A 25,630-nucleotide genomic window follows, 5' to 3' on the forward strand; every position below is an offset into this window, starting at 1 on the left:
AGGCCACGAGAGGGGCCCGGCCCCGGCCGCGAGGAGGCTCAGGCCCGGTGCCGGGGCGGTTCCAGGCCCAGGACGCGGTCCTTCAGCGCCGGGAACTGCTCCCGGGTCGCGGCCGGCTTCACCGGGTCGATGTCGACCGTGAGGACCTCCTCGCCGGGGCCGGCCTCCGCGAGCACCTCGCCCCACGGATCCACCACGATCGAGTGACCCGCCTGGGGAACTCCGGCGTGCGTCCCGGCCGTTCCGCAGGCGAGGACGAACGCCTGGTTCTCCACCGCCCGCGCCTGAGCCAGCAGCGTCCAGTGCGCGCGTCGCCGCTCGGGCCAGCCCGCCGGGATCACCAGCGTCTCGGCGCCCGCGTCGGCCAGCGCGCGGAAGAGTTCGGGGAAACGGAGGTCGTAGCAGGTGGCCAGGCCGAGCGTGGTCTCCGGCAGCCGGACCGTCACCAGGTCCCGGCCCGCGCCCATCAGCACGGCCTCGCCCTTGTCGAAGCCGAAGCGGTGGATCTTGCGGTAGGCCGCGGCCAGTTCACCGGAGGGGGAGAAGACGAGCGAGGTGTTGTAGAGGGGGCCTTCGGGGTCGCGTTCCGGGATGGAGCCCGCGTGCAGCCACACGCCCGCGTCGCTCGCCGCCTTGGCCATCACCTCGTACGTCGGCCCTTCCAGCGGCTCGGCCGCGCGGCCGAACTCCTCGTAGGCGAAGGCACCGGTGGTCCACAGCTCCGGCAGGACGACGAGGTCGGCGCCGCTCTGCTCGCGCACCAGCGCGGCCAGGCGCCGGCGCCGGGAGTCGGCCGGTTCCCGCTCGTCCACGGCTGCTTGGATCAGCGAGGCGCGCACACTACCACCGTCCTGGGATTCGAGTCGTCCATACGGGCCTACGATCGTCACACGAAAGCACTGCCGGGGTGCCTTTCCGCAGCGTAACTTAGCGTCTCAAGACACCCGCCGAAGTGCAGCCGCCGTCCGCCGGTGAAACCGCCGCAAACCCGCCCGTGTACCGACCGCCGAGGGGTCCCGTTCCGTGAGTCTGCATCCCACTCTCCAGCCCTACGCCGACGCCTGGACGCACTCCATCGAAGCGATATCCGAGATGGCCCAGTCACTCGTCGAGGGCGAGTGGAACCGGCGGACCCCGTGCCCCGGCTGGTCGGTGCGCGACATCATCTCCCACGTCATCGGCATGGACTGCGAGATGCTCGGCGACCCGCGCCCCATCCACGCCCTGCCGCGCGACCTCTTCCACGTCGCCACCGAGCACCAGCGCTACATGGAGATGCAGGTCGACGTCCGCCGCCACCACACCGCGCCGGAGATGACGGCCGAGCTGGAGTACACGGTCATCCGCCGCAACCGCCAGATACGGGGCGAGTCCCGGGACCCCGGCACCCTGGTGCGCGGCCCGCTCGGCAAGGAGATCACCCTGGAGCAGGCCTACCGCATGCGGGCGTTCGACGTGTGGGTGCACGAGCAGGACCTGCGCACGGCCCTCGGCCGCCCCGGCAGCCTGGACTCGCCGGGCGCGTACGTCACCCGGGACGTGCTGCTCGATGCGCTGCCCAAGGTCGTCGCGCGGGACGCGAACGCCCCGCGCAGCTCGGCGATCGTGTTCGACGTGCACGGCCCGGTCGAGTTCCTGCGCACCGTCCGCGTCGACATCCAGGGCCGCGGCACCGTGGAGACCGTCCCCGCCCTCGGCCCGGCCGCCACCCTCACCCTCGACTGGGAGACCTACGTCCGCCTGGCCTGCGGCCGGGTCTCCCCCGAGGCGGTGGCGGACCGGGTGAAGACGGAGGGCGACCAGGAGCTGGCGGCGGCCATCCTGCGCAACTTCGCGGTCACCCCGTAAGCCCTGCCACCAAAAGCGCACTCTCGCCGTAGGGCTACGCGGGCACGTGCACCGTCTCTATGCGGCTGGAGATCAACTGCTCCCGCTCCCGCCGGGCCGCCCGCCCCCGCAGCCGGAGGATCTGGCTCACCCCGAGCGCCTGGAGCACGAACACGGAGCCGAAGGCCACGGTGTAGTCGTCCCCGGTCGCGTCCAGCAGCACGCCGATCGCGAACAGCGTCGTCATGGAGGCGATGAAGCCGCCCATGTTGGTGATGCCGGACGCCGTGCCCTGCCGCTCGGGCGGATTGGCCGGCCGGGCGAAGTCGAAGCCGAGCATGGACGCCGGCCCGCACGCGCCGAGCACCGCGCACAGCACCAGCAGCAGCCACATCGGCGCGTGCCGCCCGGGGTAGGCCAGGGTCGCCGCCCACAGCAGCGCGGTCGCGCCCACCGTGCCCAGCGCCAGCGGCAGCCGCGCCGCGTGGTGCCGGGCCACGATCTGGCCGTACACCAGGCCGATCACCATGTTGGACAGCACGACGAGGGTGAGCAGCTCGCCCGCCGTGGCCCGGCTGAGCCCCTGCGCCTCGACGAGGAACGGCAGGCCCCACAGCAGCAGGAACACCATCGCCGGGAACTGGGTGGTGAAGTGCACCCACAGGCCCAGCCGGGTGCCCGGCTCGCGCCAGGCGGCGGCGATCTGCCCGCGGACGTAGGCGGCGCCCCGGTGCGGGGACGGCTCCGGTTCCATGCCCTCGGGGTGGTCCTTCAGGAACAGCAGGGTCAGCACCAGGACGAGCGCGCCCGCCAGCGCGCTGCCCGCGAACGCCGGGGTCCAGCCGACGCCGTGCAGCAGCCGGGCCAGGACCAGGGTGGAGACCAGGTTGCCCGCCATGCCGACCAGCCCCGCGAGCTGCGCGACCATCGGGCCGCGGCGGGCCGGGAACCAGCGGGTGCCCAGCCGCAGCACGCTGATGAAGGTCATCGCGTCGCCACAGCCCAGCAGGGCCCTGGAGGCGAGCGCGGTGCCGTAGGACGGGGAGAAGGCGAAGCCCAGCTGTCCGACGGTGAACAGCAGCGCGCCGATGCTCAGCACCTTCTTGGTGCCGAGCCGGTCGACCAGCAGGCCGACGGGTATCTGCATGCCGGCGTAGACCAGCAGCTGGAGTATGGAGAAGGTGGAGAGGGCGGAGGCGCCCACGTGGAAGCGGTCGGCCGCGTCGAGCCCGGCCACCCCCAGCGACGTGCGGAAGATGACGGCGACGAAGTAGACCGCCACGCCTATGGACCAGACGACGACCGCCCGGCGGCCGCCCGGGGGGTCGCCCGGGAGGGTGGCGTCGCGCCCCGGGGCGCTCATCGGACCTCACCCCGCGCGAGGTTGGAGACCCAGCTCACGTGCCGGTGCACGACCCCGACGGCCGTCTCGGCGTCCCCGGCACGCAGCGCGTCCAGGATCTCCTCGTGCTCGGCGAGCGTCTTGGCGATCCGGTCGGGATGGGAGTGCATGACGGCGACGCCCATCCGCAACTGGCGGTCGCGTAGCTGGTCGTAGAGCCGGGAGAGGATCTCGTTGCCCCCGCTGCGCACGATCTCGGCGTGGAAGCAGCGGTCGGTGACCGCGGCGGCGGCCAGGTCCCCGGCGGCGGCCTGCGCCTTCTGCCGCTCCAGCAGCTCGGCCAGCCGCTCCAGCAGACCCGGCGGGGCGGGTACCGCCTTGCGGGCCGCGTGCTCCTCGACCAGCAGCCGGGTCTCCACCACGTCCGCGATCTCCTGCGCGGAGACCGGCAGGACCAGGGCGCCCTTCTTCGGGTAGAGGCGGATCAGGCCCTCGGCCTCCAGGCGCAGCAGCGCCTCCCGGACGGGCGTGCGCGAGACCCCGACGGCCTCGGCCAGCTCGCCCTCGGTCAGCAGGGTGCCGCCCTCGTAGCGGCGGTCGAGCACGCCCTGCTTGACGTGGGTGTACACGCGTTCGGCGGCGGGTGGCTGTTTGAGGGACTGGGACGCGGGATGCTCGACGGCCGTTCTCATGCCCACAGGATAGATACAACACGTGCGCAAGTGGTGGGCCGTCCACCATGCGGACCCCCGCGGCCTGGAAACGTCCCTCCCCCGGCGACCGCACAACCATCTGTGCTACTTACGTGTCACACACATGCGGCCCTCTTGCGCACCCACCTCAACTCGGCCGCACATCAGGGGCATTCAACACATTCGAGGTACATCAGTTGATTACCGGCATTAAGGGCACCAGTCTCCGCAGGGCCGCCGTCGTCACCGTCACCGCCGGCGCGCTGGCCGCCACCGGCGCCCTCACCGCGGCGCCCGCGCAGGCCGTCACCGCGCCCTCGATCGTGGCCAAGGGCGGGTACCTGATGAACAACGCGGGCGGCTCGACGCTGTACGGCAAGAAGGCGGACACCCGGCTCTCCACCGGCTCCACCACGAAGATCATGACCGCCAAGGTCGTGCTCGCCCAGCCGAACCTCAACCTCGACGCCAAGGTCACGATCCAGAAGGCGTACAGCGACTACGTCGTCAAGAACAACGCCTCCCAGGCCCATCTGATCGTCGGCGACCAGGTGACCGTCCGGCAGTTGCTGTACGGCCTGATGCTGCCGTCCGGCTGCGACGCCGCCTACGCGCTCGCCGACAAGTACGGCTCCGGCTCGACCCGGGCGGCGCGCGTGAAGAACTTCATCGGCAAGATGAACACCGCCGCCAAGAACCTGGGCCTGAAGAACACCCACTTCGACTCCTTCGACGGCATCGGCAACGGCAGCAACTACTCGACGCCGCGCGACCTGACGAAGATCGCCAGCAGCGCGATGAAGAACTCCACGTTCCGCGCGATCGTCAAGACCAAGACGTACACCGCCAAGACCCGCACCAAGTCGGGCGGCACCCGCACGATGGCCCCCTGGAAGAACACCAACGGGCTGCTCAGCAGCTACAGCGGGACCATCGGCGTGAAGACCGGCTCCGGCCCGGAGGCCAAGTACTGCCTGGTCTTCGCCGCGACCCGGAAGAACAAGACGGTCATCGGCACCGTCCTCGCCTCCTCCTCCATCGCCAACCGCGAGGCGGACGCGAAGAAGCTCCTCAACTACGGCTTCGCCCGCCTGGGCTGACACCGTCCCACTCGCCCGTAGGGGGCCCGTCGCTTGCCGCGGCGGGCCCCCTTCTCGCTGTACCCGGTTCCTCATTGGCACGCATGGTGCTAGTTTCATTGGCACCATGCTGCTGCGTCTGGACACGTCCGACACCCGCCCGCTGCACGAACAGGTCGCCGCGGCGGTCCGGCGGGCCATCGCCGAGGGCGAGTGCCGCGCCGGCGATCGGCTGCCCTCCGCCCGGGACCTCTCCGCGGCCCTCGACATCAACGTCAACACCGTGCTGCGCGGACTGCGCGAGCTGCGCGACGAGGGCCTGCTGGAGTTCCGGCGCGGCCGGGGCATCACGGTCGCCCAGGGGGCGGCCCGCCGCTCCGGCCTCCAGATCAGGGTGCGTGAGCTGGTCGCGGAAGCGTCCCGGCTGGGCTACAGCCGGACCGATGTCATCGAGATGATCCGGGGGTTGACATGACGGGCGGGGAAACCGGGCCGGTGTCCCGGAGCCGTACCGCGCGATGGTGGCCGATCGGCGCGACGGCGGGCGTCACGGCCGTGCTCGCCGGACTGCCCTGGGCCCTGCGGGACCGGCTGCCCGACCGGCCGGCGACCCACTGGAGCGGTGGCGGCACCCCCGACGGCTCGCTCCCCCTGTGGGCGGCCTGCCTGGTCCCGGCCGGCGTCTGGCTGCTGGCCGTCCTCGCGACGAGCGTGCGCCCGCGCCGCTCCGGCACGACCGCGCACCCCTGGCGGGCGATGACGCTGGCGCCCATGGGGGCGGTGCTCGTCGGCGCCCAGGTGTCCGTCGTCCGGGCGAACCTGGACCACACCGACTGGCACCAGGCCCGCCAGCCGGTGCTCGGAGTGGTGCTGATCGGCGCGCTGGCGGCGGTCGCGGTGGCGGCCACCTGGCGGCTCGCCCCGCGGCCCGCCGCCGGCCCGGCCGCCGCGCCCACGCTGGAGGTGCCCGAGGGCGAACGCCTGGTGTGGTTCTCCCGGACGGCCAACCCCTGGCTGGGGCTGCTGGCGGCGGTCGCCGGGCTGGTGGCCGTCGTCGCGCTGGTCGCCCTGGCCATGGGTCTGGCCGGCCCCGCCGGGCTGGGGACGACGTGCGCGGCGTCCGTCGTCGTCTCGCTCAGCTGCGCCACGTTCTCCTCGGTCCAGGCGAAGGTGTCGGAGGCGGGCCTGGAGGTGTCGTTCGGCCCGCTGGGCTGGCCCGTCCGCCGCTGGTCCCCGGACGCCATCGAGACCGCCCGCGCCGAGCAGCGGCGGCCGTCCCAGGTCGGCGGCTGGGGATACCGGATCAGCGGCCTCGGCACGACGGTCATGCTCCGCGCCGGCGACTGCCTGGTCATCCGGCCCCGGGGCCGCCGCGCCGACTTCGCAGTCAGCGTGGACGACGCGGAACGGGGAGCGGCCCTCCTCAACACCCTCCGCACCCGGCCGTCCACCGACTGACCGGGCCGCTTCGCCGGTCCATGCCGGACGGAAGCCATTGGTCGCCGGCGGTGGATGTCTGCAAGGAACCCGGGCACAGCAACACCCGGAAGGCTCTCGCCGACCGCATGCCCCTAGAGCACCGAAAGACGTTCAAAACCGTGAGTGGAGCTTACGGTCTCGGCATTTCCGCAGGTAGAAAGTGCAGGGAGAAAGTGGGGCCGAGACCTGACGTGCTCGAACAAGCCCGACCGGCACTGAATGACGAAGGGGGCGGTCGCGAAGGCTGGTTGCGACCGTCCCCTTCATCTGTCGGAGGTTACCCACCGACGGGGCCTCAGCCCCAGGTGATCAACCGCTTCGGCTGTTCCAGGATCGCCGCCACGTCCGCCAGGACCTTGGAGCCCAGTTCGCCGTCGACCAGGCGGTGGTCGAAGGAGAGGGCGAGGGTGGTGACCTGACGCGGCTTCACCTTGCCCTTGTGGACCCACGGCTGGAGCTTGATCGCGCCGACCGCGAGGATCGCGGACTCGCCCGGGTTCAGCAGGGGCGTGCCGGTGTCGACGCCGAAGACGCCGACGTTGGTGATGGTCACCGTGCCGCCCTGCATCGCCGCCGGTGAGGTCTTGCCCTCGCGGGCCGTCGTCACCAGTTCGCCGAGCGCCTCGGCCAGTTGCGGGAGCGTCTTGTCGTGCGCGTCCTTGATGTTCGGCACGATCAGCCCGCGGGGGGTGGCCGCGGCGATGCCCAGGTTGACGTAGTGCTTGAGCACGATCTCCTGGTTGGCCTCGTCCCAGGAGGCGTTGATGTCCGGGTTGCGCTTGATGGCGACCAGCAGGGCCTTGGCGATGAGCAGGAGCGGGTTGACCCGCAGGCCCTGCATGTCCTTGTCCTGCTTCAGCTCCTCGACCAGTCGCATCGTGCGGGTCACGTCCACCGTCACGAACTCGGTGACGTGCGGTGCCGTGAACGCCGAGCCGACCATCGCCTGCGCGGTGGCCTTGCGGACGCCCTTGACCGGGACGCGGGTCTCGCGCGCGGTGTCGTACGACGCCACGGGCACCGGGGCCGCGGGGGCGGCGGCCGGGGCCGCCGGTGCGGCGGCCGGGGCCTCGGTGACCGGTTCGGCGGCGCGCGGGGCGGCCGCCGCGTGGACGTCCTCGCGGGTGATGACGCCGTCCGGGCCGGACGGGGTGATCGAGGCCAGGTCGACGCCGAGGTCCTTGGCCAGCTTGCGCACCGGGGGCTTGGCCAGCGGGCGCGGCTTCTCGGCGAGGGTGCCGCCGTGGCCGTTCAGCTCGGCCTGGATCGCCTGCGCCGGTGGCGGCACATCGGCCTGGGGGCCCTTGCGGGGGCGGCGCTTGGTCGAGGTGGTGGCCACGCCGTAGCCGACCAGGACCGGCTGGCGGCCCTCCGGCTTCGGCTCCTCCGCGGCCGGCGCGGATTCCGCCCGGGGCTGCTCGGCGGGCGCCTCGGGGGCCTCGGGCGCGGCGCCGCCGCCCACGGCGACGGTGATGATGGCCGTGCCCACGTCCACCGTGGTGCCCTCGGGGAAGCGCAGCTCGCGCACCACGCCGTCGTAGGGGATGGGCAGCTCGACGGCGGCCTTCGCCGTCTCCACCTCGCAGACCACCTGGCCGTCGGTGACCGTGTCACCCGGCTGGACGTACCACTTGAGAATCTCGGCCTCGGTGAGCCCCTCGCCCACGTCGGGCATCTTGAACTCGCGTACGGACGCATCCGTCATCGTCGTCACGTCCCCTCCTCAGTACGCCAGCGAGCGGTCGACGGCGTCGAGCACGCGGTCCAGGTCGGGCAGGTACTCCTCCTCCAGCCGGGCCGGCGGGTACGGGGCGTGGTAGCCGCCGACCCGGAGCACCGGTGCCTCCAGGTGGTAGAAGCAGCGCTCGGTGATCCGCGCGGCGATCTCCGCGCCGGAGCCGAAGAACACCGGCGCCTCGTGCACCACGACCAGGCGGCGGGTCTTCTCCACGGATGCCTGGATCGCGTCGAAGTCCAGCGGGCTGACCGAGCGCAGGTCCAGCACCTCCAGGTGCTTGCCCTCATCGGCCGCCGCGGCCGCGACCTCCTGGCACAGCTTCACCATCGGGCCGTAGGCCGCCAGGGTCAGGTCCGTGCCCTCACGGACCACGCGCGCCTTGTGCAGCGGGGCCGGGATGGCCTCGGGGTCGACCTCGGCCTTGTCCCAGTAGCGCCGCTTGGGCTCGAAGTAGATCACCGGGTCGTCGCTCTGGATGGCCTGCTGCATCATCCAGTACGCGTCCGAGGCGTTCGACGGCGAGACCACCTTCAGGCCCGCCACATGGGCGAACAGCGCCTCCGGCGACTCGGAGTGGTGCTCGACCGCGCCGATGCCGCCGCCGTAGGGGATGCGCACGACGACGGGCAGCTTGACCTTGCCCAGCGAGCGGGCGTGCATTTTCGCCAGCTGGGTGACGATCTGGTCGTAGGCCGGGAAGACGAAGCCGTCGAACTGGATCTCCACCACCGGGCGGTAGCCGCGCAGGGCCAGGCCGATCGCGGTGCCGACGATGCCGGACTCGGCCAGCGGAGTGTCGATGACCCGGCCCTCGCCGAAGTCCTTCTGCAGGCCGTCCGTCACCCGGAAGACACCACCGAGCTTGCCGACGTCCTCGCCCATGATCAGGACCTTGGGGTCGGCGTCCAGGGCGCGGCGCAGCGACTCGTTGATGGCCTTGGCCATCGCCATCTTCTCGGCCATCTCAGTGACCCCCTTCATCGGCGAACGACGCCTGGTAGGCAGCGAACTGGGCGCGCTCCTCGTCCACGAGCGCGTGTCCGTCCGCGTACACGTTCTCGAAGAGGGCGAACCGGTCCGGGTCGGGCATGGTGCGGACCGCTTCGCGCACTCGCTTGCCCAACGCCTCGGACTCGGCCTCGAGTTCCGCGAAGAATCCCTCGTCCGCGTGGTTCGACGCCTCCAGATAGCGGTGCAGGCGCAGGATCGGGTCCTTCGCCTCCCAGGCCAGCCGCTCCTCGTCGCCCCGGTAGCGGGTGGGGTCGTCGGAGGTGGTGTGGGCGCCCATGCGGTAGGTGTACGCCTCGACCAGGGTGGGGCCCTCGCCGTTGCGGGCCCGCTCCAGCGCCCACTTGGTGACCGCGAGGCAGGCCAGCACGTCGTTGCCGTCGACCCGGACGCCCGGGAAGCCGTAGCCCTGGGCGCGCTGGTACAGCGGGACGCGGGTCTGCTTCTCGGTCGGCTCGGAGATCGCCCACTGGTTGTTCTGGCAGAAGAACACCACGGGGGCGTTGTAGACCGCGGAGAACGTGAACGACTCCGCCACGTCGCCCTGGCTGGAGGCGCCGTCACCGAAATAGGCGATGACCGCCGAGTCCGCGCCGTCCTTGGCCACGCCCATCGCGTAGCCGGTGGCGTGCAGCGCCTGGGAGCCGATCACGATCGTGTACAGGTGGAAGTTGTTGCTGTTCGGGTCCCAGCCGCCGTTGTTCACGCCGCGGAACATGCCGAGCAGGTTGGTCGGGTCGACGCCGCGGCACCAGGCGACGCCGTGCTCGCGGTAGGTCGGGAAGACGTAGTCGTCCGGGCGGGTGGCGCGGCCCGAGCCGATCTGGGCGGCCTCCTGTCCCAGCAGGGAGGCCCACAGGCCCAGCTCGCCCTGGCGCTGCAGCGCGGTGGCCTCGGCGTCGAAGCGGCGGGTGAGCACCATGTCGCGGTACAGGCCGCGCAGTTCCTCGGGGGTGATGCCGGCGACGTAGGCGTCGTACTCGGCGTTCCCGACCCGCTCGCCCTCCGGCGTCAGGAGCTGTACGAGGTCGGGCTCGGTGCTCTTCTTCGCGGTACTGCGGGTGGTACGGGTGGTGCGCTTGGTGCCGGTGGTTCCGGTCTTGCCGCCGGTGGTGCCGGCTTTGCCTGCGGCGGTGCGTCGCGGCTTGCGCGCGGCACTGCTCTCCACGGTCACGTGTGCTCCTCCGTCGTTCCGGCCCCCGGGGTTGCCGGTAGGCCAGTGCGGCTCACCTGTTTCGACCACCGGGCACGGGGTGGGTGCCACTCGGCCGGGAACAGGCGTGACAGGTGCCCCGGCGAGCGCCCTGCAACCATCACGTTACCCAGTGCCCCACATTTCTGTGAAACCCCGTTTGACCTGCGATTTTGCTTGGATTTCCAAGTAAATCGAGGGGATGGGAAAGCATGCTGGTCACAGCCTTGCGACAGGCCCGAGCAAGCGCACGTTATCCCGCCGACCCAGGTCACGGGAAGAGTTCAATGTGAGACGGGACTCGTAGGCGAAGCAGGAGAAATCCCGTTATTACCGCCCGGTTACCCGGGGCCGGAAAGCGATGGCGTTACCGGGAAGTCTTCACTGTCACCCGGATGTACGAGCACATGCCCGAGCCATGACCGAAAGCGACCGTCGGCGACTGCCTGTGACAACGCCCAGCTCACGGGCTCCGCGCGTGCCCTAACATCTGGCGCGTGCCGCGCTCATGTGTACCACCTGTCGTGCCTCACGCGCCCCCTCTGGGCGCCCTGCTGCGCCTGTACGCCGCGGGTACCGCCCTCACCTGCGAGCCGGTCGACCAGGGGCTGCTCAACCGCGGCTACCGGCTGTGCACGACCCGCGGCCGTTACTTCCTCAAGCACCACTTCGATCCGGACACCGCCGACCCGGCCGCCATCGAGCGCCGGCACCGGGCCACCCAGCGCCTGGCCGACCTCGGTGTCCCGGTCGCCCCGCCGCTCGCGCACCGCGAGGGCCGCACGGTCGCGGTCGTCGGCGGCCACGCCTACGCCCTGCACCCCTGGATCGACGGCGGACACCGCCACGGCGGTCAGCTCACCCGCGCGGAGAGCGCCCGCCTCGGCGCGCTCCTGGGCGCCGTACACGCCTGTCTGGAGCGGGTGATGCCGCCCAAGGGCCGTACCCGCCCGGCGACGAGCCCGCACCCCGTGGAGAGCGCCGACCCGGCCGACACCTTCGCCCTCATCGACGACCTGCTGGCGCACGTGCGCCGGCACCGGCCCGCCGACGCCTTCGACGAACTCGCCCGGCACCGGCTGCTGGAGCGCCGCGCCCTGCTGGAGCAGCACGCGGGCCGGCGCCCGCCGCGCGGCGGCTCGGTGGGCTGGGTGCACGGCGACTTCCACCCGTTCAACCTGCTCTACAAGGACGACGCCCCGGCCGCCATCGTGGACTGGGACCGGCTCGGGGTACAGCCGCGCGCGGAGGAGGCCGTACGCGCCGCCGCCATCTTCTTCGTGCGGCCCTCCGGACGGCTGCACCTGCCGAAAGTACGGGCCTACGCGCGCGCGTACCGGCGCGCGGCCGGTGCCACGCCCTCGGAGCTGGCGGCGGCCGTGCACCGGGTGTGGTGGGAGCGGCTGAACGACTTCTGGATGCTGCGCTGGCACTACGAACGCGGCGACACCCGCGCGGACTGCCAGTTCCCGGCCGCGTCGGCGCTCGCGGTGTGGTGGACGCGCGAGTACGACGCGGTGTGCGACGCGTTCGTACGATGAACGGCCGACGCCGCCCCCGCGCGGTGAACGGCCGGCGTCGCCTCAATCCGCGCGGTGAACAGGCGGCGTCACCTCAATGCGCGCGGTGAGCGGCCGGCGTCACCTCAGGGTGTCGCCGGCCCGGTCGTCGCCGGTGCGCTTCAACCGGCGGAGTCGCCGGTGGTGGTGCCGACGGTCGTGGTCCCCTCGGTGCTGTCGCCCTCGGTGGTGCCCTCGTCGGTGTTGCCCTCGCTGGTGCCCTCGTCCGTGCCGCCGTCACCGGTGCCGGCGTCGGTGCCGCCGTTCACCGTGCCCGTCGGCTGCGACGGCGTGGTCTGCGGGCTCGACGGCTGCTTGCTCGGGGGCGGGGAGGCCGACTGCGACTGGGTGTACGACGGCGTGGTCGCCGGCACCCCGCCGGAGCCGCCGCCGCTCGTGTTCCACTCACCGGTGCCCGCCGAGGTGTCCGACGGCTCGCCGGTGTCCTCGTCGGTCGGGGTCGCGGAGGGCGACTCTTTCTCGGTGTTCTTGGAGTGCGTCGCGGACGGCTTGGTGTCGGACCCGCCCTTGCCTCCGTCGTCGTTCGCGCTGTTCAACGCCAGCGCCACGCCCGCGGAGATCGCGATGACCGCGAGGACGGCGAGGATCCACAGCTTGCCGCGTCCGCTGCCCCGGTTGCCGTGCCCCTCGAAGGCGCCGTCGTCACCGCTGCCGTAGCCCGTGGGCAGGATCGGCTGCGGGATCTGCGCGGTGCCGCCCGCGTCCACCGGGTGCGGCATGACGGTCGTGCCCGCGAAGCCGGCCGACGGGGTGTGCCGGGCGTCGGGCGCCTCCACCAGGCCGGTGTTCCAGGTGCCGGTGTGGCCGCCCTGCTCGTAGAGCATCTGCAGGCCGTACTGGACCAGGCCGCGCATCTCCTCGGCCGTCTGGAACCGGTCGTCGGGGTCCTTGGCGAGGGAGCGCATCACCAGGCCGTCCAGCTCGGGCGGGCAGGTGCCGTCGACGACCTGCGACGGCGGCACCGGCATGTCCTGGACGTGCTGGTAGACCACGGACAGCGGCGTCTCGCCGGTGAACGGGGGCCTGAGCGCGAGCAGTTCGTACAGCAGGCAGCCGGTCGCGTACAGGTCGGAACGGTGGTCGACGGCCTTGCCGAGCGCCTGCTCCGGGGAGAGGTACTGCGGGGTGCCCATGACCATGCCGGTCTGCGTCATCGTCGTGGACGCGCCGTGCAGGGCGCGGGCGATGCCGAAGTCCATCACCTTGACGGCACCGCTGTGGGTGATGATGACATTCGCCGGCTTGATGTCACGGTGCACGATGCCATGCTGGTGCGAGTAGGCGAGCGCCTCCAGCACCCCCGAGACGATGATCAGGGCCTGCTCGGGGCCCGGCGCCTCGGCGTTCATCAGCAGGTCGCGGATGGTGCGGCCCTCGACCAGCTCCATGACGATGTACGGCACGGACTGGCCGCCCACCATGTCCTCGCCGGAGTCGTACACGGCGACGATCGCGTGGTGGTTCAGCCCCGCGACCGACTGCGCCTCACGGGTGAACCGCGCCTTGGAGACCGGGTCTTCGGCCAGGTCCGCGCGGAGCAGCTTGACCGCGACCGTGCGGCCCAGGCGGACGTCCTCGGCGGCGAACACCTCGGCCATGCCGCCCCGGCCGAGCCGGTGCGTGAGCCGGTACCGCCCGTCGCCGACGAGCCCGCCGTTGCCCCACAGCTCCGGCGCGTCCGACATGCCGCCGCCAGTCGCCTCGGGGTCGGACGGGCCCTGAGAGCGCTGCGTCTGTGCCATCAGTCCTCGCCGTCGTTTCTGCCCGCGGTGCGCGCGGTGTTGTTACGGTCTCCGTCGGCCACGCTACAGCCTTCGTGGGGGCCGCCGGTCCGGAACCGCAACCGGGACGGACCCGAGACGGACCGGTCATGAAACCTCCAGCAGGCGCTGTCGTGCAAATTCTGTGCGCCGGTCGTACGTCCCCTGTAACGCTTGCGCGACGCTTCCTGCGCGTACGGTCACGGAACGGGCACCGAGCTTGACGTGTCGGTGCCCTCCGGCAGACTTGGCCGGGAATGAGACATTCGATCAAGGCCTGTTCGCTGGATCACGGCGCCGGACGGCCAGTGGGGGACGCGGAGAGATGAGCCAGCACGGCGCACCGGGCCGGTACGCGGGGCAGGCCCTGGCCCAGGGCCGCTACCAGCTGCGCGACCTGCTCGGCGAGGGCGGCATGGCCTCGGTGCACCTGGCGCACGACACGGTGCTGGACCGTCCGGTCGCGATCAAGACCCTGCACACCGAACTCGGCCGGGAACAGGCGTTCCGCGAGCGCTTCCGCCGCGAGGCGCAGGCCGTGGCCAAGCTCACGCACACCAACATCGTCTCCGTCTTCGACACCGGCGAGGACGAGCTGAACGGCATGGCCACGCCGTACATCGTCATGGAGTACGTCGAGGGCCGGCCGCTGGGCTCGGTCCTGGAGGAGGACGTCCGGCAGTACGGCGCGATGCCCGCCGACAAGGCGCTGAAGGTCACCGCCGACGTGCTCGCCGCCCTGGAGATCAGCCACGAGATGGGGCTGGTCCACCGCGACATCAAGCCGGGCAACGTGATGACGACCAAGCGCGGTGTGGTCAAGGTCATGGACTTCGGCATCGCCCGCGCCATGCAGTCCGGCGTCACCTCGATGACGCAGACCGGCATGGTCGTGGGCACCCCGCAGTACCTCTCGCCCGAGCAGGCCCTCGGCCGTGGCGTGGACGCCCGCTCCGACCTGTACTCGGTCGGCATCATGCTGTTCCAACTGGTCACCGGCCGGCTGCCGTTCGACGCGGACTCGCCGCTGGCGATCGCGTACGCGCATGTGCAGGAGGAGCCGGTGGCGCCCTCCTCGGTCAACCGCGCGCTGCCGCCCGCCGTGGACGCGCTGGTCGCCCGCGCGCTGAAGAAGAACCCGAACGAACGGTTCCCGAGCGCCGAGGCCATGCGCGCCGAGTGCCTGCGCGTCGCGGCCTCCCTCCAGGCGGCGACGCCGAGCATCGTGCCGGACGCCGGGCCGCGGCAGAGCGGTTCGGGCGTCGGTGCCGCGGTGTTCCCGCCGGTCGACCGGGCGAACCCGGCGCCGCAGGGGCAGCCGTTGACGCCGTACCAGCCGGCGCCCGCACCGGCACCGCACCCGTACGGCTCGCCGACACCGCCCGCCCCGGCCTACGGCTACCCGCCGCGGACCGGTTACCCGGCCCCGCCCGCCGCCTACGGCCCGCAGGGCGCCGCCGCCCAGACCCCGCCGCCGTACACGATGGCGCCCCGGCCGGCCCAGCCGTCCCGGCCGGCCGGCGGCTCCGGGCGCGGCAGGCGGCCGGTGATCATCGCCTCGGTCGCGGTGGCGGCCATCGTGGTCGCCGGGGTGACCGCCGCGCTGACGCTGAAGGACGACGGAACGGACGCCGAGGGCGGCGAGGCCGTCCCCTCGGCGTCCGCGCCCCACCGGGCGGGCTACCGCGGGCCGGACCACACCCGGCGGATCGACGAGAGCGAGTGCACCGACCCGCAGGAGTCATGGCAGGACTCGTCCAAGATCGAGCTGCCCGACTTCCGGTACAAGGACATCGACTCCGTGAAGGAGTGCCTCCAGGCCGCGGGCTGGAAGTGGAAGATCAACCAAGAGGACGACAACACCTGGGGAGACGGCACCGTCCTGAAGCAGTTCCCCGCCCAGGGCACCGATGTCGACCCGGACGACGTGGGCACCATCGAGCTGGGCGTGTCGACGGGCAATCCCCCGCAGTAGCCGTCGGCCGGGCCCCGGCCGCTCCCGACGGCCCGGACCGTCCCCCGCCGGGCCGGCAGCACCGCCCGCCCCCGCGGTGACGGGCAGGCAGCGCGCGGCTCTCGCGCGCACACGCGCCCGCGGTCACGGAACATGAAAAGGGCCCGGCGGTCGTCCGCCGGGCCCTTCCGTTGTCGGATCGGATCGCGTGGGCCGCTCCGGGCGCGGATCACGCGGGGTACGACGGGTTACAGGTAGGGCCCGCCCGAACGGCCGCCCGCGTGGGGCTCGTCGCCGCCCTCGTGACCGGTCACACCCGGCGGGAGCGCGCGGCGCATCTGCTCCAGCTGGGCCCGCGCGGCCATCTGCTGGGCGAACAGCGTCGTCTGGATCCCGTGGAAGAGGCCCTCCAGCCAGCCCACCAACTGTGCCTGAGCGATCCGCAGTTCCGCGTCGCTCGGAGTGGCGTCGTCGGTGAACGGCAGGGAGAGCCGCTCCAGTTCCTCGACCAGCTCGGGGGCCAGTCCGTCCTCCAGCTCCTTCACGGAGCTGGCGTGGATCTCCTTCAGCCGCACCCGGCTGGCCTCGTCGAGGGGAGCCGCCCGCACCTCCTCCAGCAGCTGCTTGATCATGCTGCCGATCCGCATGACCTTGGCCGGCTGCTCCACCTGCTCGGTCACCGGGGTCTCACGGGAGTCCTCGTCCCCGCCGCCGAGTGCCATCCCGTCCTGACCCACGACGAGGATCTGGGGATTCTCCGGCGACCGTTCGTTCCTCGGCATCTCCATGCCGTCATTCTCTCGCACGCCACCACCTCACCACCGTGGTGCCCCCGCGTGGCGCGGATCCGCCGTTTCGTCCCGACGGACCAATCCGGAATGCCCTCTTCGGGAGGGGATGTGAGGCTGGTTCCCGTCGGTTATCCATCGGTCACGACACCTGGGCTCCGGGAGGTCACCGACGTGACTCCACGCCTGCGACTCACGTCGCGCTGTCTGCGGCTGCCGGCCGTCCTCACGGCCGCGACGCTGCCGTGGTGCGGCATCGCCGTCGTACACGGCGGTCCGCCCGCGCACGCCGCCGAACCGGGCCCGGCCACCGCGTCCGCCCCGAGCCACGGCGAGAGGCGGGAGGGACCCGCCCGGGACGCGCCACCGGTGCGGGCGGTGCCGGAGCACCCGTCCCCGGGCCACTCCGCCGGGGCCCGTTCCACCGGCGCCCAGCCCGCCGGGGCGCCCCCGCACGACCGGCCTCCGGACGCGGACCACAACACCCCGGCGCAGGAGCGCCCGGACCGGGACCACACGGGACGGGACGACGCGGACCGGAACCACACGGAACGGCACGACGGGGAGCGGGACGACGCGGAACCCGACCAGCCCGGCCGGCACCACCAAGGCCAGGACCACCCGGGCCATGACCGGCCCGGCCGGGGGCCCTCCGCCTCCGCCGGCCCCGCGCAGAAGGACTCCGCCACCCCCGTGCCCATGCCGTCCGACTCCGCCTCGGCCTCGGTCCACCCCTATCGCTCCCTGGCCTGGACCGAACCCACCCGGGCGGGCAGCCGGGCCGGCGAGGGGCGGATGCGCCCGGGCCGGCCGGACCCGCCCGACGCGGAGACGGAGGACGAGGACGACTCCGCCGCCACCCCGGCCGTCCAGCCGGCGGAACCGGAGACGATGGACGTGCCCGCCGCCTCGGAGGAGCCGGTCCAGGAGGCCGGCCCGGGCTCCACCCCGCCCGCGCCGCGGCCCGGCACCCGGCAGGCGAGCCGGCAGAGCGAGGCCGTGACGGAGCCGGTCCTGCGGATTCTGCCGCTGGGCAGCGGCCTGGTGCTCATCGGCCTGGGTCTCGGCCTGGCCCTGCTGGGTCTGAGGCTGCGCAGGAGCTGACCGGTCGGGCCCCGCCGTGGCGGGGTCCGTCCGGCTCTCGCTACGGCGCCACCAGCAGCACCTTGCCGATGTGACCGCTCGCCTCCACCAGCCGGTGCGCCTCGGCCGCCTCCGGCATCGGCAGCTCGCGGTCCACGATCGGCCGGACGTCCCCGGCGGCGAGCAGCGGCCACACGTGCTCGCGGACGGCGGCGACGATGGCCGCCTTCTCGCCCAGCGGCCGGCCGCGCAGCGAGGTCGCGCTGATCGCGCCCCGCTTGCCGAGCAGCGCGCCGATGTTCAGCTCGCCCTTCACCCCTCCCTGCATACCGATGATCGCCAGGCGCCCGTTGACGGCGAGGGCCTGGACGTTGCGGTCCAGGTACTTGGCCCCCATGTTGTCGAGGATGACGTCGGCGCCCGCGCCGTCGGTGGCCTGCTTGATCTCGGCGACGAAGTCCTGCTCGCGGTAGTTGATGAGCACGTCCGCGCCCAGCTCGGCGCAGCGCTCCAGCTTCTCCTTCGTTCCGGCGGTCACCGCGACCCTGGCGCCGAGGGCCTTGGCCAGCTGGATCGCCATGGTGCCGATGCCGCTGGAGCCGCCGTGCACCAGCAGCGTCTCGCCCGGCCGCAGATGGGCGATCATGAACACGTTGGACCAGACCGTGCAGACCACCTCGGGCAGCGCCGCCGCCTGCCGGAGGGACAGTCCCTCGGGCACGGGCAGCAGTTGCCCGGCCGGTACGGCGACCTTCTCGGCGTAGCCACCGCCCGCGAGCAGCGCGCACACCTCGTCGCCGACGGCCCAGCCCGAGACGCCGGGGCCGAGCGCGGCGACCCTGCCGGAGCACTCCAGGCCGGGGTAGGGGGAGGCGCCGGGCGGAGGGGAGTAGGCGCCCTGGCGCTGGAGGATGTCGGCACGGTTGACGGCGCTGGCCGCCACCTCGACCAGCACCTCGCCCTCGCCGGGCACCGGATCGGGGACGTCCGTCCACACCAGGGCCTCGGGACCACCGGGTTGGGGAATCGTGATCGCATGCATGCCGGTGACGCTACTCCCCGCCGGCCCGGTCAGCCGTGTGGCAGGGGGCGGGTGTCCGGAGTGACCTGGTTGCCCGGGGTGGCCCGGACGATGGTGATCAGCCGGTCGGTCAGCTCAAGGGTGCCGACGGACGGGTCGTCGTAGCCCAGCACCCGGTGCCCGCGTACGACGCTCACCACCAGGTCGTCCGTCTCGCGGGGCGTCTTGCCCACCTCGCCGCGCACCACCGGCCGTTCGATGAGGTCCAGGCCGCTGCCCTGCTGGATGAGGTCCTCCATCACCATGCCGGCGGCCGGGCTCAGCACGGACAGGCCGAGCAGCCGGCCGGCCGCGCCGGAGCTGGTGATGACGGCATCGGCGCCGGACTGCCGCAGCAGCGGGGCGTTCTCCTCCTCGCGGACGGCGGCCACGATCTTGGCGCCGCGGTTGAGCTGGCGGGCGGTCAGGGTGACGAGGACCGCGGTGTCGTCGCGCTGTGGGGCGACGATGATCTGCCTCGCCTTGTGCACCTCGGCCCGCTTGAGCACATCACTGCGGGTGGCGTCGCCTATCACCCCGGCGAACCCCTCGGCGGTCGCCGCGTCGATCGCCTTGGAGCTGGGGTCGACCACGACGACCTGCTCCTTCTTCAGCCCGGTCGCGCAGACGGTCTGGATGGCCGACCGCCCCTTCGTGCCGAAGCCGACGACAACGGTGTGATCGCGCAAGACGGACCTCCAGCGGTTCAGGCGCCATTCCTCACGGGTGCGTTCGGTGAGGACTTCCAGCGTGGTGCCGACCAGGATGATCAGGAACAGCACGCGCAGGGGCGTGATGAGGAAGATGTTGGTGAGCCGGGCGCCGTCGCTGACCGGCGTGATGTCGCCGTATCCCGTGGTGGAGAGGGTCACGGTCGCGTAGTAGAACGCGTCGAGCAGGTCCACGGAGCCGTCGGCGTTGTCGTTGTAGCCCTCGTGGTCGGCGTAGACGATGAACGCGGTGGCCACCAGCACCGCCAACGCCATGAGCAGTCGCCTGACAACCTGGCGGATCGGGCGCTCCACCACTTTTCTCGGGAGTTTCACCCGATGGGTCACGAGATGCTCGTCCGCTTGGCGGGCGATGGCGTCATGGCCCGGAAGTTTCACGTGAAACACACCCCGATTCCGGCGGTCGCCCATGGCAGGTCCAGCAGCTCCGCCTCCTCGCCCTGCCGGGCCCCGCCCGGCGGTACGACGGCCAGCGCGTCGGCGGCGGCGATGCCGCGCAGCATCGCCGGGCCGTTGTAGTGCAGCGGCACGGCGTGGTCGCCGCGCAGCACCACGGGGATGAGACGGGTGTCGTACGGGTGCCCCTGTACCGCCTCCTTCAGGGGCAGGGTGTACGGCTCGGGGGCGGGGCGGGCGGCGAGGGTCCGCAGCAGCGGTTCGGCGAGCGTGAGCAGGCCGGAGACGGCCGCGAGGGGGTTGCCGGGCAGGCCGACGAGGTGCTGGTGCTCCTTGGTGCGGGCCAGCAGCATGGGGTGGCCCGGCCGCACCTTGACGCCGTCCACGAGGAGTTCGGCGCCGAGGCGCTCCAGAACCGGGTGGACGTGGTCGACGGGTCCGGCGGCGGTGCCGCCCGTGGTGATGACGAGGTCGGCCCGGGAGGCGGTGACCGCCTTGCGCAGCGCCCGGGCGTCGTCGCCGATCCGGCGCACGGCCACGACGTCGGCGCCGAGCGCGCGCAGCCAGGGCGGCAGCATGGGACCGAGCGCGTCCCTGATCAGCCCGTCGTGCGGCAGGCCCTCCGTCAGCAACTCGTCGCCGAGGATCAGGACTTCGGCGCTGGGGCGGGGAACGACGGTGACCGAGTCGTAGCCGGCCGCCGCGGCGAGGCCGAGGACGGCGGGGGTGACGAGGGTGCCGACGGGCAGCAACTGGTCGCCGGTACGGCACTCCTGGCCCCGGGGCCGGATGTCCTGGCCGTGGAACATCTCGCGGGTGGGGTGCAGCCGGCCCTGGGCGTCGGTCCGGCCGTGCTCGGTGCGCAGCACGGCGGTGGTGTCGGCGGGAACGCGGGCGCCGGTGGCGATGCGGACCGCCGTGCCGTCGGTGAGCGGCTCGGGCTGGGCGTGCCCGGCGAGCACTCCTTCCTCCCGTACCTGCCAGGGCCCGGGCCCGGCGACCGCCCAGCCGTCCATCGCGGAGGTGTCGAAGGAGGGCAGGTCGGTGAGCGCGTCCAGGGGGGCGGCCAGCACCAGTCCGAGGGCGTCGCCGAGGGGCACGGAGACGGGGGCGCGCCGGTCCCCGGCGGGGCTGTCCGCCGTGCTCTGCCGGCCGTGGGCGCGCACGGACCGGGCTGCGCGGGCGGCGATCTCGCGGGCGTGGGGCCAAGGGATGGCCGAGTGGTGCCCGGCGGGCCGCTCACCGGGCTGCCGGGCGGCCGGACCACCGGGCGATCGGGCGGCGCCGTCGTCCTGGGGCTCCCGGTGGGGTTCCCGCACCAGCGCCAGGGCCTCCTCGACGTCGAGGTCGTCGGTGTCGGCGGCGGGCGCCCCGGCCGGGGTGCCGGAGGCGGTCATCCGGCGTCCGGGGCGCTCGGGCCCCCGCCGCTCGCGCTCTTCCCGGCCGCGTCGTCCTCCTCTTGCCAGCGCAGGGCCAGCGCGGCGGCCTTGCGGGCGGCCTCGGCGACGGCCTCGGGGCCGCCCGCGCCCCGGGCCGCCGCGTAGCCGACGAGGAAGGTGGTCAGCGGGGCGGCGGGACGGGCCACGCCGTGGGCGGCGTCACGGGCCAGGTCGAGCAGGACGCCGGTGTCGACGTCCAGGTCGATGCCCAACTCGTCCTTGACTGCGGAGATCCATTCATCCAACACGTGCCCATGCTCCCTGATGCGTGCCCTGGCGTCGGCGATGTCGTCCCAGGTGTCGCAGTCGAACGACGCGAGCGGGTCCGGGACACGGGTGAGGCGGAGGGTTCCGGTCAGCCGGCGCAGGGGGAGCCCGGTGAGGGGACCGTCGGCGGCGAGAGCGGCCAGCTCGCGGCGCAGGGCGGCGGAGCGGTAGGCGGCCACGAGCGGCTGGTCGCGGCCGTCCGCGTCGGTGAGCAGCGCACCGTCGGCACCGGTGTCCCGCAGGGCGGACAGCAGCCGCCGGAGCGTACCGGGCCGGAGGAAGGGCAGGTCGGCGGAGAGGACGACGGTGTGCCCGGCGGTGGTGTGCCGCAGTCCGGCCGCCAGCGCGGCGAGCGGCCCGCCGCCGGGCGGCTCCTCGCGGGCCCAGCGCACCGGGCGGGCGGTGGGCCGGGGCGCGGCCACGACGACGGTCGTCCGGGCGTCCGCGCAGGCCGCGAGCACCCGGTCGAGCAGCGCCCGGCCGCCGACCCGCACACCTGGTTTGTCGGCCCCGCCGAGCCGCCTGGCGGCACCGCCGGCCAGTACGACGGCGTCGTACGGGGCGGCGGTCCCGGGGGCGGCGGGTGCGGCATCGGTCACCCCACGAGTATGTCCCGCTGGCCCCTGCTTCCGGACCGGGTGTGGGTCACAGGACGCGCACGCCCCTCTCTCACAAGGTGCGCAGCAGCACCGCCGGCTGTTCCACGCAGTCCGCCACGTAGCGCAGGAAGCCGCCCGCCGTGCCGCCGTCGCACACCCGGTGGTCGAATGTGAGCGAGAGCTGCACGACCTGCCGGACTGCCAGCTCCCCCTCGTGCACCCACGGCTTGGGCACGATGCGGCCGACGCCGAGCATGGCCGCCTCGGGGTGGTTGACGATCGGCGTGGAGCCGTCGACGCCGAAGACCCCGTAGTTGTTCAGCGTGAAGGTGCCGCCGGTGAGCTCCCCGGGGGTCAGCGTCCCGGTGCGGGCGGCCTCGGTGAGCCGGGCGAACTCGGCGGTCAGGGACTCGGCGTCGCGCGTGTGGGCGTCCCGGACGACCGGCACGACCAGCCCCCGGTCGGTCTGGGCGGCGAACCCGAGGTGGACGCGGTCGAGCCGGACGATCTCGCGGGCCTCGGTGTCGACGGTGGAGTTCAGCTCGGGGAACCGGGCCAGCGCGGCGGTGCAGATCCGGGCGAGCAGCGCGAGGAGGGAGATCTTCGCGCCCGGGGTGGCGTTCATCGCGGTCCGGGCACGCATGAGTTCGGTCGCGTCGGCGTCGACCCAGCAGGTGGCGTCCGGGATCTCCCGGCGGCTGCGGGAGAGCTTGTCGGCGACGGCGCCGCGGACACCCTTGAGGGGGATGCGTTCCCCGTCCTCGGCGCGGGGTGCCGCCGCGGCTTGCTCGCCCGCCGTACCGGCGGGAGTCGGTACGGCGGGGCCTGCGGCCGTACCCGCGCGCGCGGTCCGGGTGCGCAGGGCGTTCTCGACGTCCGCGCGCAGGATGAGGCCGTCCGGGCCGGAACCGGTCAGCTGCCTGAGGTCGACGTCGTTGTCCCGGGCGAGCTTGCGCACGAGCGGGGAGATCACGGGGACCGGCCCCCCGACGGGTGCGGGGGCGGCCGCCGGGGTCGGCGCGGCCACGCGCACGTGCGGGGCGTGTTCGGCGGTTCCCTGCTTCCGGGCCTGTCCGTCGGCGGCGGCCGTGCCCGCCCGGACCCGGCGCCGACGGGCCGCCGGTGCCTGGGTGCCGTAGCCCACCAGGACGTTGCCCGAGCCCTCGGGGCCGTCCTCCGGTGCGCCGACGGCGACCGTCAGAAGTGGTGCGCCGACGGGCAGTTCGGTGCCCTCCTCGCCGAAGCGGGCGGTGACCACGCCGCCGTAGGGGCAGGGCACCTCGACCATCGCCTTGGCCGTCTCCACCTCGACCACCGGCTGGTCGACGGCGACCACGTCGCCGACCTGGACCAGCCAGCGGACGATCTCCGCCTCGGTGAGCCCCTCGCCGAGGTCGGGCAGCTTGAACTCCAGCACCTGAGCCATCAGCCCTCGGCCTCCCACTGCAGCCGGGCCACGGCGTCCAGGATGCGGTCGACGCCGGGCAGGTGGTGCCGCTCCAGCATGGGCGGCGGGTAGGGGATGTCGAAGCCGGCCACGCGCAGCACCGGTGCCTCCAGGTGGTGGAAGCAGCGCTCGGTGATCCGGGCCGCGATCTCGCCGCCCGGGCCGCCGAATCCGGTGGACTCGTGGACGACGACCGCGCGGCCGGTGCGCCGGACGGCCGCGCAGACCGTCTCGTCGTCGAAGGGCACCAGGGAGCGCAGGTCGATCACCTCCAGGTCCCAGCCCTCGGCCTGCGCGGCCTCGGCCGCCTCCAGGCAGACCGGCAGGGAGGGGCCGTAGGTGATCAGTGTGGCGCCGCTGCCGGGGCGGCGCACCACCGCGCGTCCGATGGGCGCCACGTCCGTGGGCCGCTCGGGGTCCCAGGTGTCCTTCGACCAGTACAGCCGCTTGGGTTCGAGGAAGACCACCGGGTCGTCGGAGGCGATGGCCCGGCGCAGCAGTCCGTAGGCGTCGGCGACGGTGGCCGGGGTGACGACGTGCAGGCCCGGGGTGGCCATGTAGTAAACCTCGGACGAGTCGCTGTGGTGCTCGACGCCGCCGATGCCGCCGCCGTAGGGGACGCGGACGGTGATCGGCAGGGGCATCCGGCCGCGCGTGCGGTTGCGCATCCGGGCGACATGGCTGACCAGTTGCTCGAACGCCGGGTAGGCGAAGGCGTCGAACTGCATCTCCACGACCGGGCGCAGGCCGTACATGGCCATGCCGACGGCGGTGCCGAGGATGCCGGCCTCGGCGAGCGGGGTGTCGGTGCAGCGGTCCTCGCCGAACTCCTTGGCGAGCCCGTCGGTGACGCGGAAGACCCCGCCGAGGGTGCCGACGTCCTCGCCCAGGACGTGCACGGCGGGATCGGCGGCCATGGCGTCGCGCATGGCGCGGTTGAGCGCCTGGGCCAGGGTGGCGGGCTTGACGGCGACGGTGGTCATCGGGTGCCGCCTTCCCGCGCCCCGGGCCGCTCGCCGGCGCCGGACTGCTCCTGCTCGGCCTCCAGCTCGGCCCGCAACAGGGCACGCTGTTCGCGCAGCTGGGCGGTGGTGTCCGCGTAGACGTGGTCGAAGAGGTCCATGGGGTCGGGTTCGGGGTCCCGGTTCATGTGTTCGCGCAAGGCGGCGGCCATGGTCTCGGCGTCCTGCCGGGCGGCCTCGATGCCGGCCTCGTCCAGCAGTCCGCGGGCGGTCAGTTCGCGTTCCAGCAGTTCGACCGGGTCGTGCGCGCGCCAGGCCGCGACCTCGGCGTCCTGTCGGTAGCGGGTGGCGTCGTCGGCGTTGGTGTGGGCGTCCAGGCGGTACGTCACCGCTTCCACCAGGGTCGGGCCGCCGCCCGCGCGCGCGTGCCGTACGGCCTCGGCGAGGACTTCGTGCACGGCGGCGGCGTCGTTGCCGTCGACCAGCCGGCCCGGCATGCCGTACCCGACGGCCTTGTGGGCCAGGGAGGGAGCGGCGGTCTGCTTGGCGAGCGGGACGGAGATGGCGAAGCCGTTGTTCTGGACCAGGAAGACGACCGGGGCCTGCCACACGGCGGCGAAGTTCAGCGCCTCGTGGAAGTCGCCCTCGCTGGTACCGCCGTCGCCGACCATGGCCAGCGCCACCACGTCGTCGCCCTTGAGGCGAGCGGCGTGGGCGAGGCCGACGGCGTGCGGCAGCTGGGTGGCCAGCGGGGTGCTGAGGGGGGCCACCCGGTGGGCGTAGGGGTCGTAGCCGTTGTGCCAGTCGCCGCGCAGCAGGGTGAGCGCCTGGACCGGGTCCACGCCCCGGGCGACGACGGCGAGCGTGTCTCGGTAGCTGGGGAAGAGCCAGTCGCGTTCCTCGAGGGCCAGGGCGGCGCCGATCTGGCAGGCCTCCTGGCCGGTGCTGGACGGGTAGACGGCGAGCCGGCCCTGCTTGGTCAGCGCGGTGGCCTGCGCGTTGTAGCGGCGTCCGCGCACCAGCTGGGCGTAGAGCCGCAGCAGCAGGCCGGGATCGGCCTTGGCGGCCGACTCGGTGCCGAGGACGCGGTAGGGCTCGGCGTCGGGCAGCAGCGGCGCGGGGTCCGTACGGGGCTGCCAGGCGGGCGGCGGCGACGGCCGGTACGCGCCCCGCTGCTCCAGAACCGTCATGACGGCACCTCCTCGTG

The 25,630-nt window shown here is 73.1% G+C and carries 22 protein-coding genes; 7 read left to right on the plus strand and 15 right to left on the minus strand.

The features are described 5' to 3' along the window. Window positions 1-38 precede the first annotated feature (38 nt). A complete protein-coding gene (locus tag Srubr_RS30990; protein ID WP_189995118.1) occupies window positions 39-839 on the minus strand; it encodes a carbon-nitrogen family hydrolase in 801 nt (266 codons plus the stop codon). Between the two features lie 184 nt (window positions 840-1,023). Here Srubr_RS30990 and Srubr_RS30995 point away from each other — a divergent pair, with 184 nt between their 5' ends. Continuing rightward, window positions 1,024-1,848, plus strand: a complete 825-nt coding sequence (locus Srubr_RS30995) for a maleylpyruvate isomerase family mycothiol-dependent enzyme (RefSeq protein ID WP_189995115.1) — start codon at window positions 1,024-1,026, stop codon at window positions 1,846-1,848. Window positions 1,849-1,882: 34 nt separating this feature from the next. Here Srubr_RS30995 and Srubr_RS31000 read toward each other — a convergent pair whose 3' ends face one another. Both Srubr_RS31000 and Srubr_RS31005 read right to left on the minus strand, forming a co-directional pair. Beyond that, the gene (locus Srubr_RS31000; RefSeq protein ID WP_189995113.1) at window positions 1,883-3,190 is read right to left on the minus strand and encodes an MFS transporter; all 1,308 of its coding nucleotides are present in this window, start codon (window positions 3,188-3,190) and stop codon (window positions 1,883-1,885) included. Beyond that, window positions 3,187-3,861 carry a GntR family transcriptional regulator gene (locus tag Srubr_RS31005; protein ID WP_189995111.1) on the minus strand — a complete coding sequence of 225 codons (675 nt, stop codon included), beginning with the start codon at window positions 3,859-3,861 and terminating at the stop codon, window positions 3,187-3,189. Before Srubr_RS31005 ends, Srubr_RS31000 begins: the two co-directional genes overlap by 4 nt. 197 nt (window positions 3,862-4,058) lie before the next feature. Here Srubr_RS31005 and Srubr_RS31010 point away from each other — a divergent pair, with 197 nt between their 5' ends. From Srubr_RS31010 to Srubr_RS31020, 3 genes are all read left to right on the plus strand, one after another. Continuing rightward, window positions 4,059-4,961 (plus strand): D-alanyl-D-alanine carboxypeptidase family protein, encoded by a 903-nt coding sequence (locus Srubr_RS31010; protein WP_189995109.1) that lies wholly within the window; start codon window positions 4,059-4,061, stop codon window positions 4,959-4,961. Window positions 4,962-5,067: 106 nt separating this feature from the next. After that, window positions 5,068-5,415, plus strand: a complete 348-nt coding sequence (locus Srubr_RS31015; protein ID WP_189995107.1) for a GntR family transcriptional regulator — start codon at window positions 5,068-5,070, stop codon at window positions 5,413-5,415. Continuing rightward, the gene (locus Srubr_RS31020) at window positions 5,412-6,398 is read left to right on the plus strand and encodes an SdpI family protein (RefSeq protein WP_229926666.1); all 987 of its coding nucleotides are present in this window, start codon (window positions 5,412-5,414) and stop codon (window positions 6,396-6,398) included. The genes Srubr_RS31015 and Srubr_RS31020 overlap by 4 nt, the downstream gene beginning before the upstream one ends. 316 nt (window positions 6,399-6,714) lie before the next feature. Here the strand turns inward: Srubr_RS31020 and Srubr_RS31025 are convergent, their stop codons facing one another. From Srubr_RS31025 to pdhA (Srubr_RS31035), 3 genes are read right to left on the minus strand one after another with little or no spacing between them, the layout of a single operon-like run. After that, complete coding sequence (locus Srubr_RS31025) at window positions 6,715-8,133, minus strand: dihydrolipoamide acetyltransferase family protein (RefSeq protein ID WP_189995103.1); 1,419 nt, start codon at window positions 8,131-8,133, stop codon at window positions 6,715-6,717. A 9-nt stretch (window positions 8,134-8,142) separates the two neighbouring features. Continuing rightward, the gene (locus tag Srubr_RS31030; RefSeq protein WP_189995101.1) at window positions 8,143-9,120 is read right to left on the minus strand and encodes an alpha-ketoacid dehydrogenase subunit beta; all 978 of its coding nucleotides are present in this window, start codon (window positions 9,118-9,120) and stop codon (window positions 8,143-8,145) included. Between the two features lies 1 nt (window position 9,121). Then, window positions 9,122-10,339 (minus strand): pyruvate dehydrogenase (acetyl-transferring) E1 component subunit alpha, encoded by a 1,218-nt coding sequence (gene pdhA, locus Srubr_RS31035; protein WP_189995099.1) that lies wholly within the window; start codon window positions 10,337-10,339, stop codon window positions 9,122-9,124. A 542-nt stretch (window positions 10,340-10,881) separates the two neighbouring features. Between pdhA (Srubr_RS31035) and Srubr_RS31040 the strand changes: the two genes are divergently transcribed. Further along, entirely contained in the window at window positions 10,882-11,898 is a 1,017-nt protein-coding gene (locus Srubr_RS31040; RefSeq protein ID WP_189995096.1) for a phosphotransferase, read from the plus strand. A gap of 140 nt (window positions 11,899-12,038) precedes the next feature. On the opposite strand, the gene Srubr_RS31045 is transcribed toward Srubr_RS31040, so the two are convergent. Further along, window positions 12,039-13,679 (minus strand): protein kinase domain-containing protein, encoded by a 1,641-nt coding sequence (locus tag Srubr_RS31045; protein WP_189995094.1) that lies wholly within the window; start codon window positions 13,677-13,679, stop codon window positions 12,039-12,041. 343 nt (window positions 13,680-14,022) lie between these two features. Here Srubr_RS31045 and Srubr_RS31050 point away from each other — a divergent pair, with 343 nt between their 5' ends. After that, entirely contained in the window at window positions 14,023-15,672 is a 1,650-nt protein-coding gene (locus tag Srubr_RS31050; RefSeq protein ID WP_189995093.1) for a protein kinase domain-containing protein, read from the plus strand. Between the two features lie 227 nt (window positions 15,673-15,899). Here Srubr_RS31050 and Srubr_RS31055 read toward each other — a convergent pair whose 3' ends face one another. Next, window positions 15,900-16,439: a bacterial proteasome activator family protein gene (locus tag Srubr_RS31055; protein ID WP_189995335.1), complete on the minus strand. Its 540-nt coding sequence runs from the start codon at window positions 16,437-16,439 to the stop codon at window positions 15,900-15,902. Window positions 16,440-16,613: 174 nt separating this feature from the next. On the opposite strand from Srubr_RS31055, the gene Srubr_RS31060 reads away from it, so the two are divergent. Further along, on the plus strand, window positions 16,614-17,543 hold the full coding sequence (locus tag Srubr_RS31060; RefSeq protein ID WP_189995092.1) for a hypothetical protein: 930 nt from the start codon (window positions 16,614-16,616) through the stop codon (window positions 17,541-17,543). Window positions 17,544-17,583: 40 nt separating this feature from the next. Here Srubr_RS31060 and Srubr_RS31065 read toward each other — a convergent pair whose 3' ends face one another. From Srubr_RS31065 to pdhA (Srubr_RS31095), 7 genes are all read right to left on the minus strand, one after another. Then, window positions 17,584-18,564 carry an NAD(P)H-quinone oxidoreductase gene (locus Srubr_RS31065; RefSeq protein WP_189995091.1) on the minus strand — a complete coding sequence of 327 codons (981 nt, stop codon included), beginning with the start codon at window positions 18,562-18,564 and terminating at the stop codon, window positions 17,584-17,586. A gap of 29 nt (window positions 18,565-18,593) precedes the next feature. Further along, entirely contained in the window at window positions 18,594-19,691 is a 1,098-nt protein-coding gene (locus Srubr_RS31070; RefSeq protein WP_189995090.1) for a potassium channel family protein, read from the minus strand. Then, a complete protein-coding gene (locus Srubr_RS31075; protein WP_189995089.1) occupies window positions 19,688-21,106 on the minus strand; it encodes a molybdopterin molybdotransferase MoeA in 1,419 nt (472 codons plus the stop codon). The genes Srubr_RS31070 and Srubr_RS31075 overlap by 4 nt, the downstream gene beginning before the upstream one ends. Then, complete coding sequence (locus Srubr_RS31080) at window positions 21,103-22,014, minus strand: NTP transferase domain-containing protein (protein WP_189995087.1); 912 nt, start codon at window positions 22,012-22,014, stop codon at window positions 21,103-21,105. The genes Srubr_RS31075 and Srubr_RS31080 overlap by 4 nt, the downstream gene beginning before the upstream one ends. A gap of 70 nt (window positions 22,015-22,084) precedes the next feature. Continuing rightward, entirely contained in the window at window positions 22,085-23,440 is a 1,356-nt protein-coding gene (locus Srubr_RS31085) for a dihydrolipoamide acetyltransferase family protein (RefSeq protein ID WP_189995085.1), read from the minus strand. Further along, window positions 23,440-24,444, minus strand: a complete 1,005-nt coding sequence (locus Srubr_RS31090; protein WP_189995084.1) for an alpha-ketoacid dehydrogenase subunit beta — start codon at window positions 24,442-24,444, stop codon at window positions 23,440-23,442. The genes Srubr_RS31085 and Srubr_RS31090 overlap by 1 nt, the downstream gene beginning before the upstream one ends. Beyond that, window positions 24,441-25,613 (minus strand): pyruvate dehydrogenase (acetyl-transferring) E1 component subunit alpha, encoded by a 1,173-nt coding sequence (gene pdhA / locus Srubr_RS31095; protein ID WP_189995082.1) that lies wholly within the window; start codon window positions 25,611-25,613, stop codon window positions 24,441-24,443. The genes Srubr_RS31090 and pdhA (Srubr_RS31095) overlap by 4 nt, the downstream gene beginning before the upstream one ends. Between the last annotated feature and the right edge of the window lie 17 nt (window positions 25,614-25,630).

Source organism: Streptomyces rubradiris, assembly GCF_016860525.1.
In the GTDB taxonomy this organism is placed as follows: Bacteria; Actinomycetota; Actinomycetes; order Streptomycetales; family Streptomycetaceae; genus Streptomyces; species Streptomyces rubradiris.

Coding starts and splice junctions, on each gene's coding strand:
- Srubr_RS31065 (WP_189995091.1), bottom strand. CDS start 18,564: ATGCATGCGATCACGATTCCCCAACCCGGTGGTCCCGAGGCCCTGGTG.
- Srubr_RS31030 (WP_189995101.1), bottom strand. CDS start 9,120: ATGGCCGAGAAGATGGCGATGGCCAAGGCCATCAACGAGTCGCTGCGC.
- Srubr_RS31045 (WP_189995094.1), bottom strand. CDS start 13,679: ATGGCACAGACGCAGCGCTCTCAGGGCCCGTCCGACCCCGAGGCGACT.
- Srubr_RS31050 (WP_189995093.1), top strand. CDS start 14,023: ATGAGCCAGCACGGCGCACCGGGCCGGTACGCGGGGCAGGCCCTGGCC.
- Srubr_RS31000 (WP_189995113.1), bottom strand. CDS start 3,190: ATGAGCGCCCCGGGGCGCGACGCCACCCTCCCGGGCGACCCCCCGGGC.
- Srubr_RS31055 (WP_189995335.1), bottom strand. CDS start 16,439: ATGGAGATGCCGAGGAACGAACGGTCGCCGGAGAATCCCCAGATCCTC.
- pdhA (WP_189995082.1), bottom strand. CDS start 25,613: ATGACGGTTCTGGAGCAGCGGGGCGCGTACCGGCCGTCGCCGCCGCCC.
- Srubr_RS31085 (WP_189995085.1), bottom strand. CDS start 23,440: ATGGCTCAGGTGCTGGAGTTCAAGCTGCCCGACCTCGGCGAGGGGCTC.
- Srubr_RS31015 (WP_189995107.1), top strand. CDS start 5,068: ATGCTGCTGCGTCTGGACACGTCCGACACCCGCCCGCTGCACGAACAG.
- Srubr_RS31090 (WP_189995084.1), bottom strand. CDS start 24,444: ATGACCACCGTCGCCGTCAAGCCCGCCACCCTGGCCCAGGCGCTCAAC.
- Srubr_RS31020 (WP_229926666.1), top strand. CDS start 5,412: ATGACGGGCGGGGAAACCGGGCCGGTGTCCCGGAGCCGTACCGCGCGA.
- Srubr_RS31005 (WP_189995111.1), bottom strand. CDS start 3,861: ATGAGAACGGCCGTCGAGCATCCCGCGTCCCAGTCCCTCAAACAGCCA.
- Srubr_RS31075 (WP_189995089.1), bottom strand. CDS start 21,106: ATGACCGCCTCCGGCACCCCGGCCGGGGCGCCCGCCGCCGACACCGAC.